The 12,968-nt window shown below is 42.6% G+C and carries 11 protein-coding genes; 9 read left to right on the top strand and 2 right to left on the bottom strand.

The genetic code is table 11. The features are described 5' to 3' along the window. Nucleotides 1-30: 30 nt before the first annotated feature. Entirely contained in the window at nucleotides 31-471 is a 441-nt protein-coding gene (gloA, locus tag NI389_RS02150) for a lactoylglutathione lyase (protein WP_308361380.1), read from the bottom strand. A 169-nt stretch (nucleotides 472-640) separates the two neighbouring features. Here gloA and NI389_RS02145 point away from each other — a divergent pair, with 169 nt between their 5' ends. From NI389_RS02145 to ihfA, 6 genes are all read left to right on the top strand, one after another. Next, nucleotides 641-1,804, top strand: coding sequence for a sensor domain-containing diguanylate cyclase (locus tag NI389_RS02145; protein WP_308361379.1), 1,164 nt, complete (start codon nucleotides 641-643; stop codon nucleotides 1,802-1,804). A gap of 215 nt (nucleotides 1,805-2,019) precedes the next feature. Next, entirely contained in the window at nucleotides 2,020-3,018 is a 999-nt protein-coding gene (locus tag NI389_RS02140; RefSeq protein WP_308361378.1) for a DUF2066 domain-containing protein, read from the top strand. Next, entirely contained in the window at nucleotides 3,018-3,719 is a 702-nt protein-coding gene (gene hda / locus NI389_RS02135; RefSeq protein ID WP_308361377.1) for a DnaA regulatory inactivator Hda, read from the top strand. Before NI389_RS02140 ends, hda begins: the two co-directional genes overlap by 1 nt. Before the next feature lie 114 nt (nucleotides 3,720-3,833). Beyond that, nucleotides 3,834-4,814 (top strand): phenylalanine--tRNA ligase subunit alpha, encoded by a 981-nt coding sequence (gene pheS, locus NI389_RS02130; RefSeq protein ID WP_308361376.1) that lies wholly within the window; start codon nucleotides 3,834-3,836, stop codon nucleotides 4,812-4,814. Nucleotides 4,815-4,828: 14 nt separating this feature from the next. Continuing rightward, nucleotides 4,829-7,216: a phenylalanine--tRNA ligase subunit beta gene (gene pheT, locus NI389_RS02125; protein ID WP_308361375.1), complete on the top strand. Its 2,388-nt coding sequence runs from the start codon at nucleotides 4,829-4,831 to the stop codon at nucleotides 7,214-7,216. A 2-nt stretch (nucleotides 7,217-7,218) separates the two neighbouring features. Next, nucleotides 7,219-7,515, top strand: a complete 297-nt coding sequence (ihfA, locus tag NI389_RS02120) for an integration host factor subunit alpha (RefSeq protein WP_005494451.1) — start codon at nucleotides 7,219-7,221, stop codon at nucleotides 7,513-7,515. Nucleotides 7,516-7,551: 36 nt separating this feature from the next. Here the strand turns inward: ihfA and NI389_RS02115 are convergent, their stop codons facing one another. After that, complete coding sequence (locus NI389_RS02115; protein WP_208843446.1) at nucleotides 7,552-8,352, bottom strand: DUF2989 domain-containing protein; 801 nt, start codon at nucleotides 8,350-8,352, stop codon at nucleotides 7,552-7,554. A gap of 154 nt (nucleotides 8,353-8,506) precedes the next feature. Between NI389_RS02115 and NI389_RS02110 the strand changes: the two genes are divergently transcribed. The 3 genes from NI389_RS02110 to NI389_RS02100 all read left to right on the top strand — a co-directional run bounded on the left by NI389_RS02110 (nucleotide 8,507) and on the right by NI389_RS02100 (nucleotide 12,968). Next, on the top strand, nucleotides 8,507-9,952 hold the full coding sequence (locus NI389_RS02110) for a glyceraldehyde-3-phosphate dehydrogenase (protein ID WP_308361374.1): 1,446 nt from the start codon (nucleotides 8,507-8,509) through the stop codon (nucleotides 9,950-9,952). A 156-nt stretch (nucleotides 9,953-10,108) separates the two neighbouring features. After that, nucleotides 10,109-11,236: a M14 family metallopeptidase gene (locus tag NI389_RS02105; RefSeq protein ID WP_308361373.1), complete on the top strand. Its 1,128-nt coding sequence runs from the start codon at nucleotides 10,109-10,111 to the stop codon at nucleotides 11,234-11,236. A gap of 64 nt (nucleotides 11,237-11,300) precedes the next feature. Continuing rightward, nucleotides 11,301-12,968, top strand: a complete 1,668-nt coding sequence (locus tag NI389_RS02100) for an alanine/glycine:cation symporter family protein (protein WP_208843443.1) — start codon at nucleotides 11,301-11,303, stop codon at nucleotides 12,966-12,968.

Raw genomic sequence — 12,968 nt, 5'->3', positions numbered from 1 at the left:
TAGTGACAAAGGGAAGGGCGTTGTAACAACTTACCATTCACCTGTATTTTTCATCGATACCCATGGCTCTGCAGGCTCTAATGCACCGTCTTTTTGCAGTAACTCAATCGATATATTGTCCGGCGAACGAACAAAGGCCATGTGGCCGTCGCGAGGAGGTCGATTTATGGTTACGCCATTGTCCATCAAAAATTGACAAGTTTTGTAGATGTCGTCGACTTCGAATGCGAGATGCCCAAAATTACGGCCACCAGTATAGGATTCAGTGTCCCAGTTATAAGTCAATTCAATGGTAGGCGCACCAGTTGCTTCTGCTTCGGCTTCTTGTGCAGGCGCGGCGAGATATACTAGTGTAAAACGACCTGCTTCATAATCTTTTTGTTTTACCACCTTTAAACCTAGTAAATCGCGGTAGAAGCGTAACGAAGCGTCCAAATCTTTTACCCGCACCATCGTGTGTAAATATTTCATTTGAATTTTCCTTGCACATTGATGTGTCAAAACAATGGGGGCAAAAGAAAAGAAAACAAGTTTGCTTGGGGCGAATAGAAGGGAGGTTTTACGCACAATAAGTTAAATGGTTGCGAACTTTGGATTCTGAGCTTTACTTAAGTAGACGAAAATTGGGACGTTTTTACCTATGGTCGAAAATGAGCGAGTAATTGATAGCGTTACAAATATTGTGGCTTGTTTAAACACCAGCGATTCTATTCAGCGGTTTTTGTTGGATATCCACTGTATTTTGCAAAAGATAACCTACGCTGATAATTTTTATGTCGTTTTATTTAAAGAGAATGGGCGGCTATCTTTTCCCTATTTTCATGACGTTATGGATGATATTCGAGCAGAAGAATTGGATGACGTTCCCGTTGAGGAAATCGGCAAGTCACTTACGGCCTATGCGCTAAATTGCCAGCGCGTATGTAACTACTCAGAGGACGAAATAAAATCCTTAATTGGGCGTGGCGTTCTGAAAGTACTCGGTACAATCCCCAAGCAGTGGCTTTGCTTCCCGCTCATCAATCGTCAAAGTTTTATGGGCGCATTCATCATTCAATCCTATCGTCGAGAAGACGAATACTCGGGCATGATAATCGATGTACTCTATGCAATCAGTCATGTCATCTCGTCAGCGCTCGATGCGTTTAATAATCAGCAAGCGCTTGTGCAGGCAAATGCGTCATTAAATGCCTACAAAACGGAACTTGAGTCTAGAGTTCTGGAGCGTACTCAGGAGCTTGAAAAAAGCCTAACTGAACTGCGTACTGAAATGACAAAAAGTGAATCACTCCAAGCCAAGCTTGAATTCGAAGCGCTGCACGATAGTTTAACAGGGTTAACTAATCGAAAATATCTCTTTCGTGAGCTGGAGCGATTGTCCTCCAAATCGACTCGTACTGATGTCAAAGTATTTGTTATTTATATAGATTTGGATGATTTTAAACCGATAAACGACAACTATGGGCATCATAGTGGAGATGAAGTGCTCGTCGCAGTTGCAAATCGACTCATGGCGAGTGTTCGTGAATACGATACTGTTTCTCGTCTTGGTGGTGATGAATTTGTCATATTAATTGACGATGGATTGACAGAGGTAGATCTAGAAATATTAGTGACAAGAATATTAAATGCGATAAAAAAGCCCATTCATCTCAGCAATGGCGATTCAGTCGCGTGTGGGGCCAGTATTGGCATTTCTTCTAACGCTGAAAGTGTATTCAACGCAGAAACGCTTTTGGTTAAAGCGGATGTAAATTTGTATGAGGCGAAATCAAAAGGCAAAAACCAATTTGTTATTGCCTGAATGCGCAATGCGAGGGGACAATTTATTACTTAGTTGCGGTTTTATTCGTCAAATTAACGAGATAGGTAATCCAATTTACCGTTTGTAAAATATCGACTACTTTTCATTTGCTCCGCTTTGCATTAGGATCAAGACATCAGAAGCCAATAAGTCGATTTATGTTACTAAGGCTGTTACTTACTTCAATTTGTCTACTTTGTTTTTCAGTGCAAGCTGTGGAAATTCAAAACCTTTATCAAAGTAGCGTTCAAGTCAAAGACAAATCACGCCAAGCTCGCATTGAAGCGGGGCAAGATGCATTAACACGCGTAATAAAGAAACTCACAGGGGTGGATAACACCCAAAGCCACAAGCTCGTTCGTCAAGCTCTTAGAGACTACAGTGAATATTTGACAAAGTACGAGTATGTTGAAAACAGTGAAGGCGAGTTGAAAGCCAGTTTTTTGTTCGACGAAACGAAGATGAACCAATTAGTTCGTGATGCAAATTGGCCATTTTGGGGGAATCGACGCCCTCAAATCGTGTTATGGATGGTAATTGAAGATAATCAAACGAGAGAATTTGTTACACGAGAAAGCTATCCACAATTGGAACGACTCATTTACGATAAGGCAACAGAGTGGGGTTTACCTATTTTGGTACCTTTATTAGATCTTCAAGATCGACTGCAAGTGGGTGTGCCCGAAGTCTGGGCTAATTTCTCTGAGCCAGTCGAAAATGCCTCAAAACGTTACGGTGCTGAACGCGTTATTACCGCTCGGATTTTTCAGCAACCAGCCAGCAGTAGTTGGATGCTGGAATGGCGTTACACTGATGCACTTTACTTTGAACCTCAACAGTTAGTTGGAGACAAGCAAGTAATTATCAGTCAAATGGTTGAAAATCTAGCGCACTCATTACTTGAAGAATTTTCTATTAGCAATTCCAGTATCGCAGAGCTTAAAACAGATACCATTACAATTAGAAACTTAAGAAACTTTAAGGATATCGAGCTTGCAAAACGCAGATTACAGTCAATCAGCTCTATAAAAGACGTAGACATCTTTTCTCGTTCAGAAGGGACGGTTGAATTTGTCGTTCAACATGTTAGCAATGTGATGGATCTCAAAAAAGCATTGTCACTTGAACAGGCTTTGTCAATTTACGTAGATCCTAATGCCTTTTATCATGTTGAAAATGCCAAAAATCTTACGTATGAATGGGTAGGAAAGTAATGGAACCAATGCAAATGGCACTGCCCGTTACTTTGCCTGATGATGAAACGTTTTCATCGTATTTTGGCGGTGAACAATCATTGGAAGTGACACATTTAAAATCCGCCTTTGCGAAGAGAGAAACGCAGTTTCAATTTACTTACCTTTGTGGACTCGCCGATTCAGGAAAGTCGCATCTGCTCTATGCGACGTGTGTTTATGCCCAAGAGCTTGGCTTATCTACGATGTTGCTGTCACTTCGTGAAGTACTGCATTACGGCCCTGAGATGTTGGATGGACTTGATGGGTTGGATGTCGTGTGTATTGATGATATGCAGCTGGTGGCAGGTAATGAAAGTTGGGAAAAAGCACTATTCAATTTTTATAATCGGTTCAACGAGCCAGGAAAACTCCTAGTAGTGGCCGCCGACTTGCTCCCCAATATGCTTAACTTGTTTTTACCCGATTTAGAATCACGTTTAACGTGGGGAACGACGTTCCAGATCCGCTCGATGAGTGATGACGATAAGGCAGAAGCGCTAGTCAAACGTGCAAAAATGAGAGGATTAGAACTAAGTGACGATTGCTCCCGTTTTCTGTTGACTCGTTTAAGTCGAGACATGCGCGCATTACTAGATGTTTTGGACAAACTTGACCATGCATCCATGGCAGCTCAACGAAAATTGACCATTCCTTTCATTAAATCTACTTTAGGCTTGTAATCAATTTAAATAATCTGCAAATACAAGCCTATGGCTATGGCACAACCCCTTCAAATTCAGTTATCATTAGTGTTTATTTATCGGCAAACTCTTTTTTAAAAGATCAGGTTTAGAATGAACTTAGAGAGCATTTTAGCGCAAGCTTTGGCTGCGATTGAAGCAGCGAGCGAAATTGCGCATCTAGAAGACGCTAGGGTTAAATACCTAGGTAAAAAAGGTGAAATCACAGAACAGTTAAAAACGCTTGGCAGTCTTGCGCCGGAAGAGCGCAAAGAAGCAGGTCAAGTGATTAACCAAGCGAAAGACCAAGTACAAAACGCAATCAATACAAAACGCGAAGCGTTAACCGCTGCAGCGCTTGAAGCAAAATTGGCTGCGGAAACAATCGACGTTACATTACCAGGTAGAGTAATGCCAGCGGGTGGTATTCACCCTGTTACGCGTACGATTGAGCGTATTGAATCATTTTTTACTGAGCTTGGCTTTGCCGTTAAATCTGGTCCAGAAGTAGAAGATGATTTCCATAACTTCGATGCTCTGAATATTCCTGAACATCACCCAGCTCGTGCTGATCACGATACATTCTATTTCAATCCTAAACTTGTTTTACGCACGCAAACAAGTGGCGTTCAAATTCGTACAATGGAAACGGAGCAACCACCACTGCGTATTATTTCTCCTGGTCGCGTATATCGTAACGATTACGACCAAACTCACACACCAATGTTCCACCAAGTAGAAGGCTTGATGGTAGACAAAAATGTGAGCTTCACAGAACTTAAAGGCATTCTTCACGATTTCCTGCGTAATTTCTTTGAAGAAGATATGGAAATTCGTTTCCGTCCTTCTTACTTCCCATTTACTGAGCCATCTGCCGAAGTGGACGTAATGGGCAAAAATGGTAAATGGTTAGAAGTACTGGGTTGTGGCATGGTTCATCCAAACGTACTGCGTTCAGTGGGCATCGACCCTGAAGTATACACTGGCTTTGCATTTGGTATGGGTGTAGAACGACTGACTATGCTTCGCTATGGCGTAACTGATCTTCGTGCGTTTTTCGAAAACGATTTGAAATTCCTAAACCAATTCAGATAAGAGTGACGTAAACAATGAAATTTAGTGAAAAGTGGTTACGAGAGTGGGTTAACCCAGCAATTGACACCAATGCTTTATCTGAACAACTATCAATGGCTGGTCTAGAAGTTGACGGTTTAGACCCTGTAGCAGGTGAATTCTCGGGGGTCGTGATTGGTGAAGTGGTTGAGTGTGGCCAACACCCAGACGCTGACAAGTTACGTGTAACAAAAGTAAATGTTGGTGGTGACGAACTCCTAGACATCGTATGTGGTGCTGCTAACTGTCGTCAAGGCCTTAAAGTGGTTGTAGCGACTGTTGGTGCAGTATTACCAGGTGATTTCAAAATCAAAAAAGCGAAGTTGCGCGGACAACCATCAAACGGGATGCTTTGCGCATTTGCTGAACTTGGCATGGCGGATAATTCTGACGGTATTATTGAGTTGCCTGCTGATGCGCCAATCGGTCAAGATATTCGCGAGTATTTCGGTTTAAATGACGTAACTATCGATGTAGACCTAACACCTAACCGCAGTGATTGCCTGGGTATTAAAGGTCTTGCACGCGAAGTGGGTGTATTGAACGGTATTGATGTTAAAACATTAGATATTCCAGCGGTTGCACCTACGATTGAAGATTCAATCTCAATTGAACTGGTTAATCCTGCATCTTGCCCGCGTTACTTAGGTCGTGTAATTAAAGGTATTAACCTAGACGCAGTTACCCCATTTTGGATGGTTGAAAAGCTTCGCCGTTCCGGTATTCGTAGCATCGATCCTGTCGTTGATGTGACTAATTATGTATTACTTGAACTAGGTCACCCCATGCATGCGTTTGATTTAAACGCAATTGAAGGTGGTATTAAAGTTCGAAATGCAAATGAAGGTGAAGAACTCGTTTTACTTGACGGCAATACCGCAAAACTGAAATCTTCGACACTTGTCATTGCTGATCACAATAAAGCACTTGCGATTGCCGGTATTTTTGGTGGCGAAGCGTCAGGCGTAAAAGAGGGCACAGTTGACGTGCTTCTAGAAAGCGCGTTTTTCAATCCTTTGGCGATTGCGGGTCAAGCGCGTGGTTATGGTCTTCATACTGATGCCTCGCACCGTTATGAGCGTGGTGTGGATTATCAATTACAACGTGATGCAATGGAACGTGCTACAGCACTTCTAATCGAAATTGCAGGCGGTCAACCAGGCCCTGTGGTTGAAGCTGTTTCTGAGGCAGATCTGCCAAAACCAGTCGCGGTGACATTACGTCGTGAGCGCTTAGACCGAGTGATCGGCTATCACATTGAAGATGCAAAAGTGACCGATATCCTAACTCGTTTAGGTTTAGATGTGACATTTGAACATGGCACTTGGAGCGCACTTGCTCCTAGCTACCGTTTTGATATAAGCATTGAAGAAGACTTAATCGAAGAAGTCGCCCGAGTTTTTGGATACAACAACATCCCAAATGTCGCGCCAACGGCCTCACTTAACATGACAAAACACCAAGAAGCACATTTAAGTGTGAAAACACTTCGTCATGCGCTGGTTGGTCGAGGCTATCAAGAAGCCATTACCTATAGTTTCGTTGACCCGAAAGTGCAATCATTGTTGCACCCAGAATCAGACGCTTTAGTGTTACCGCATCCAATTTCGGTAGAGATGTCTGCGATGCGCGTAAGTCTAATGCCAGGTTTAGTAAACGCTGTTGTTTACAACCAAAACCGCCAGCAAGGCCGTATCCGCCTATTCGAGCAAGGATTAAAATTCCTTAAAAACGAAAACGCGGAAAATGGTGTTGAGCAAGTTGCGGTTATCGGTGGTATTGCATTTGGTAATACACACAATGAACATTGGTCGGTTCCGTCGCGCAATGTCGACTTCTTTGATGTTAAAGGTGATGTTGAGGCGTTACTTGCGCTTACAAACAAAGCGAATCAGTTTACGTTTAAAGCAGAGGCATGTGATGGACTACACCCAGGTCAATCTGCAGCAATCTATCTAAATGACAAAAAAGTAGGCTACTTAGGTGCGGTTCATCCACAGTTGTTAAAAGGCTTGGATCTTAACCAAACAGCTTATGTTTTTGAAATTGAAGTAGATGCATTATCGCTTCGTCACATCCCAGAAGCAGAAAAACTGTCAAAATTCCCATCAAATCGTCGAGATATTGCTATTTTAGTTGCAGATGACGTAAAAATAGGCGATATTTTAAAGTGCATTGAGAAAGTTGGCGGAAATCAATTAGTTGACCTAAACTTGTTCGATGTGTACAAGGGTAAAGGTATTGAGCCTGACTTTAAGAGTTTAGCCATTGCCCTTACACTACAAGCAGTTGATAGAACACTCGAAGAGAAAGACATCAATCTGGTTGTTGACAACGTGGTGGCCGAATTGGCTAAACAATTTAACGCATCGTTGAGGGACTAGATATGGCGCTTACTAAAGCCGACATAGCTGAACACCTATTTGAAAAATTGGGGATTAATAAGAAGGATGCCAAAGACTTAGTTGAAGCGTTTTTTGAAGAAATCCGCTCAGCGCTAGAGAAGGGCGAGCAAGTCAAGCTCTCTGGCTTTGGTAATTTTGATCTCCGTGACAAAAAAGAGCGACCAGGGCGCAACCCAAAAACGGGAGAAGATATACCAATCTCTGCTCGTCGCGTAGTCACGTTCAGACCAGGACAAAAGCTGAAGACTCGAGTAGAAGTCGGTACCAGCAAACAGTAATAAAAAAGGCAGCTAAGCTGCCTTTTTTATTCGTTTTTAAATACCGCGAGGGGAGATAAATCGACCTTCGCGTACACTATCAAACGTTTTTTGAGCAAGTTCATCAAGCGGCGTTAAATCTTTGCCTTGGCTGGTCAATTCGTGTTTGATGGGTAGCATTTCGATATCTTCTACACCAGATAGCTGCGCTATTTTCGCGAAGGTATAGGCATGTTTATACTTGTGCTGTTTGAAAAACAAACTCACTAAGGTGGTGTATACTTCTGGTGAAGGAACTTCACCTGCCTTATTTAATTCAAGTACGTTGTATAGCAAATCAATGGTTTTATCTTCATCTATTTTTGCATAAAACGTTGCTAAGAAGAGCTGCATTTCCTTGTCTTTTTTAACACGCGGCGAATCTTCCATTTTGAGCAATTTAGTCAAGGCGTGTTCATCATTCTGGCGAGACCAATGGAAATACAAAATGCCAGGGTGTTCGGTCTCTTTGGTTTCTTGATATATACGGTACATTTCCTTTTGCGCGGTTAAATGCCCTTCAACTCGAGAGGTGGTTTTTTCTTTCAATTTGATGTGTTCAATTTGAGCCGCGAGTGAGACACATTTGTCGTACTTTTCTAATTTTTTAAGCAAATCGTATTTGTTGTCTTCTGTGGGGGTTTTGAACTCGTCGTATCGAGAAAAGATCAAATCTGCTCGTTCTTCCTTACAGTGACTATCAGTATTAAGATCCCGACACATTGCGGGCGTTGATTCACAAATACTGTTTAATGTAAGGGGTTCTTCACAGCCAGTTAGCAGCAAACAGCCGAAAATAGCGGCTTTTTTTATCGACATTTCAATACCTCAAGTAAAACTCACACTTTATTCTAACGTAAGCTTTTCAGATGTAACAGTGGAGAATCGTGCCAGTTTCCATTAAAATACCGCTGCCTTACCGAAAGCGAGTAAGGCTATCCGTTCAAAGTAAATTGTTTATTAGGCAAATAACATGACCTTATCTCACGAGCAACAATACCAAAATAGTTGGCAAGAACGCCAAGACTACGCTGAAAGCATGCTACCAATCATTGGTCGTCTATATCGTAACAATGGCATTGAAGTCGCCATTTATGGTCGTCCATTAGTCAGTGCAAGCGCAATTGACGTAATTAAGGCACACAAAACCGTCGCGCGTTTTGAAGAAAGCAAATTACGTTTACGTGAAAGCTTTCCGTTTTTAGAAGCAATCACCAAAATGGATCTTGCACCTGCGCGTATCGATATCGGCAAATTAGCTTATGCTTATATCTATAAAAATGCAGGCGAAGGACGTTCTGTAGAAGACTATTTGAATGCAGAACTTGCTGAGTTATTGAATAAAGACGAATCACGTAAACCACGTGATGTTGTGCTTTATGGTTTTGGTCGTATCGGTCGTCTGCTAGCGCGTTTGTTAATTGAGCGCGGCGGTGCACACGCAGATCTTCGCTTACGCGCAATCGTTGTGCGTGGTGGTCGTGATGGTGATTTAGAGAAGCGTGCTAGTCTATTACGTCGTGACTCAATCCATGGTCCATTTAATGGCTCTATTACGGTAGATAACGAACTTAATGCTATCAAAGCAAACGGTGCGTATATTCAGGTAATCTATGCAAATTCACCTGACGAAATCGACTACACACAATACGGTATTGAAAACGCTCTTATCGTAGATAACACTGGTATTTGGAAAGACGAGGCCGGTCTTGGACTTCATTTGAAATCAAAAGGCGCGTCTAAAGTACTTTTAACGGCGCCTGCCAAAGGTGACATCAAAAACATCGTATATGGCGTTAATAACGCAGCAATTTTGTCTGAAGATAAAATTGTTTCTGCGGCGAGCTGTACAACAAATGCAATTACACCAGTGTTGAAAGCGATTAACGACAAGTTTGGTATCAAAAACGGCCACGTTGAAACAGTTCACTCATACACAAATGACCAAAACTTAATTGATAACTACCACAAAGCTGACCGCCGTGGTCGTGCAGCGGCGTTAAACATGGTTATTACTGAAACCGGTGCTGCAAAAGCGGTAGCGAAAGCGCTTCCAGAGCTTGCAGGGAAATTAACGGGTAACGCAATCCGTGTTCCTACACCGAATGTTTCAATGGCAATAATCAATTTGAATTTGAATACTGCAACAACACGTGAAGAGCTAAATGAGTACCTACGTGATACAGCATTACATTCAAATCTACGAGATCAAATCGATTACACTGCATCAACAGAAATAGTGTCTAGTGACCTTGTAGGTAGCCGTTATGCGGGCGTTGTTGACTCACAAGCGACTATCGTAGATGCGGACCGTGTGGTTCTTTACGTATGGTACGATAACGAGTTTGGATACAGCTGTCAGGTTGTGCGCGTGATGCACGACATGGCTGAGGTATCATTCCCGAGCCTTCCTCGCTAAGTAATTTGTCTCAAAAAGCCAGCTACCGCTGGCTTTTTTGCTTTTAGAGGTTTTTGATTTTTACCAGCTGTGGTACGCTTTCCGCGTTTAGATACATACAGCTAACAACGTATAACAAATTACTCCAGTCGCGGAAATGGAGTGCAGGGTTTTTAAATGAAAATTACGAGTAATTTCGACAGCGGAAATATCAAAGTACTTGCTTTAAGCGAACCTAAAGATATTCAACTAGAGATTAATGCAGATAACGGCTCTGAGTTTTTTCAGTGGTTCCATTTTCGATTAGAATCGACGCCTTTTGTGGAACACAGTCTACATATCATTGGGTTAGAAAAGTCAGCTTACCCTGAAGGTTGGGACGATTATCATGCAGTAGCGTCCTATGACCGCCAAACTTGGTTCAGAGTACCAAGTACATTTAGTGAAGGGACATTGAAAATTGATGTTGAACCTGAACATAAGCAAATGTACTTCGCTTATTTTGCGCCGTATAGCTATGAAAGACATCTTGATTTATTGGCATTTGCACAAAGTCACGATGGCGTCGACATCGAAGTATTAGGTGAAACGTTAGATGGTCGCGACATGACTGTGGTGCGTGTCGGTGAACCGGATGCCGAGAAAAAGACGATTTGGATAGTTGGTCGTCAACATCCCGGTGAAACAATGGCCGAATGGTTTATCGAAGGCCTGCTACACAAGTTGTTAGATGATGAAGATCCGCACGCAGCGGCATTACTTCAAAAAGCCGTATTTTACATCGTGCCGAACATGAATCCAGATGGTAGTGTTCGTGGTCATTTACGTACAAACGCAATTGGTGTGAATTTGAACCGTGAGTGGCAAACGCCGTCGCTTGAACAAAGCCCAGAAGTTTTCCATGTATTAAACAAAATGCATGAAACGGGACTTGATATGTTCCTCGATATTCATGGCGATGAAGCGCTGCCGTACAACTTTGTTGCTGGCAGTGAAGGCATCCCAAGCTACGATGCACGTTTAGCATCTTTGGAAAATCGTTTTAAATCGGCTCTATTGACTATTACGCCTGAATTCCAGGATGAGTTCGGTTATCCAAAAGACGAACCGGGTCAAGCAAACATGACTGTCGCATCTTGTGCAGTCGGTGAGGCCTTTAATGCGCTATCCTACACGGTCGAAATGCCGTTTAAAGATAACGCAAATCTGCCAGACCAATACTATGGTTGGTCTGACCGTCGATCGTATCAATTTGGTCAGGATATGCTGGCTGCTATCGTACCGGTAGTAGACCACTTAAGATAATAATTAAAAACAATAAGCAACACGAGAGTGTTGCTTTTTTGCGTTAATAATAAGAGGAAAAATCGTGGACGCATTCGGTCGTTTTTTGGATCATTTAGATGGTCTTTTGGGGGGAGCAGCTTGGTTTCCATACGTATTATTGGGTGTAGGTTTATTTTTTACTATCTACCTTAAATTCCCACAGATCCGATACTTTAGACATGCCATCCGTGTGGTATCGGGTAAGTACGACAAAAAAGGTCACGAAGGTGACACTACGCATTTCCAAGCTCTATCAACCGCTCTATCAGGTACTGTCGGGACAGGAAACATCGGTGGTGTTGCACTCGCCATTTCAATCGGTGGTCCGGCTGCACTGTTTTGGATGTGGATGACCGCGTTTTTTGGTATGACGACGAAGTTTGTTGAGGTAACGCTTTCGCATAAATACCGTGTAAAGACAGACGATGGTTCTATGGCGGGTGGTCCTATGTATTACATGGATAGACGCTTAAACATGAAATGGTTGGCTATTTTATTTGCGATCGCGACAGTTATTTCTTCGTTTGGTACAGGCAGCTTGCCGCAAATCAATAACATTGCTCAAGGTATGGAAGCCACGTTTGGCATTGCGCCAATGGCAACCGGTGCAGTACTTTCTGTGCTTCTTGCACTTGTGATTCTCGGTGGTATTAAGCGTATAGCGGCGATTACGTCTCGTGTTGTTCCGCTGATGGCAGCAATATATATTATTGGTGCGCTTGGCGTGATTCTATATAACTTCGACAATATTGTGCCGTCATTTTTATCGGTGTTTACCGACGCGTTTACAGGCTCTGCTGCTGCTGGTGGTTTCCTGGGTGCTTCTTTCGCTTACGCATTTAACCGCGGTGTTAACCGTGGATTGTTTTCTAATGAAGCAGGCCAAGGTTCTGCACCTATTGCGCATGCGTCAGCCAAGGCCGATGAGCCAGTATCCGAAGGTATGGTGTCTATTTTAGAACCTTTCATCGATACCATTATTATCTGTACCCTAACAGGATTAGTTATTCTATCGTCTGGTGTCTGGACTGAAAAATTCGAAACGCACTTTGAGCGTTCGTCTATGGTGATCGTTAAGGGCAATTATAATGAACAAAACGAGCAAGACCGCCAGTCACTTTATAACTACCTAAATGGAAAACCGAGTGATGTTACACCTTACTCAGGTGACATCAATGTCATCCAAGGCAAAGCAGTAAATAAAGATTTTACGATCATTCATTCTCGTTCTGTGGGTGAGGACATTCGTTTCGGTATTACAGAGCGCCACGTTTATACGGGTGTGGTGTCGATTAAGGATGGTTTACCAACAGATCCGAGTATCAGCATTAAAGGGAAATCACTTGTCCATTCAGCGGAATTGACCACCAAAGCGTTTCAACGTGGTTTCTTTGGTGATAGTGGACAGTACATCGTTTCGATAGGTCTGCTTTTATTTGCATTTTCAACAGCTATCGCATGGTCGTACTATGGTGACCGCGCCATGATTTATCTTCTAGGTAGCCGTTCTGTAATGCCATACCGTGTATTTTATGTTGCAGGTTTTTTCTGGGCATCTTTTGCGGATACAACGCTAGTTTGGAAACTTGCTGCCGTTGCTATTGTGGTCATGACATTGCCTAACTTGTTCGGCATCGTACTGCTACGCAAAGAGATGAAAGAAGCCATCGATGATTACTGGGTCAAATTCAAAAAAGACAATGAGTCTTAA

The sequence above is a fragment of the Pseudoalteromonas xiamenensis genome (genome assembly GCF_030994125.1).
GTDB lineage: Bacteria > Pseudomonadota > Gammaproteobacteria > Enterobacterales > Alteromonadaceae > Pseudoalteromonas > Pseudoalteromonas xiamenensis_B.
This window is presented reverse-complemented; position numbering and strand designations above follow the sequence as displayed.

What these genes read in the sequence shown, in the direction of transcription:
- gloA (WP_308361380.1), bottom strand. Translation starts at nt 471, where the DNA reads ATGAAATATTTACACACGATGGTGCGGGTAAAAGATTTGGACGCTTCG.
- NI389_RS02145 (WP_308361379.1), top strand. Translation starts at nt 641, where the DNA reads ATGGTCGAAAATGAGCGAGTAATTGATAGCGTTACAAATATTGTGGCT.
- hda (WP_308361377.1), top strand. Translation starts at nt 3,018, where the DNA reads ATGGAACCAATGCAAATGGCACTGCCCGTTACTTTGCCTGATGATGAA.
- pheS (WP_308361376.1), top strand. Translation starts at nt 3,834, where the DNA reads ATGAACTTAGAGAGCATTTTAGCGCAAGCTTTGGCTGCGATTGAAGCA.
- pheT (WP_308361375.1), top strand. Translation starts at nt 4,829, where the DNA reads ATGAAATTTAGTGAAAAGTGGTTACGAGAGTGGGTTAACCCAGCAATT.
- ihfA (WP_005494451.1), top strand. Translation starts at nt 7,219, where the DNA reads ATGGCGCTTACTAAAGCCGACATAGCTGAACACCTATTTGAAAAATTG.
- NI389_RS02115 (WP_208843446.1), bottom strand. Translation starts at nt 8,352, where the DNA reads ATGTCGATAAAAAAAGCCGCTATTTTCGGCTGTTTGCTGCTAACTGGC.
- NI389_RS02110 (WP_308361374.1), top strand. Translation starts at nt 8,507, where the DNA reads ATGACCTTATCTCACGAGCAACAATACCAAAATAGTTGGCAAGAACGC.
- NI389_RS02105 (WP_308361373.1), top strand. Translation starts at nt 10,109, where the DNA reads ATGAAAATTACGAGTAATTTCGACAGCGGAAATATCAAAGTACTTGCT.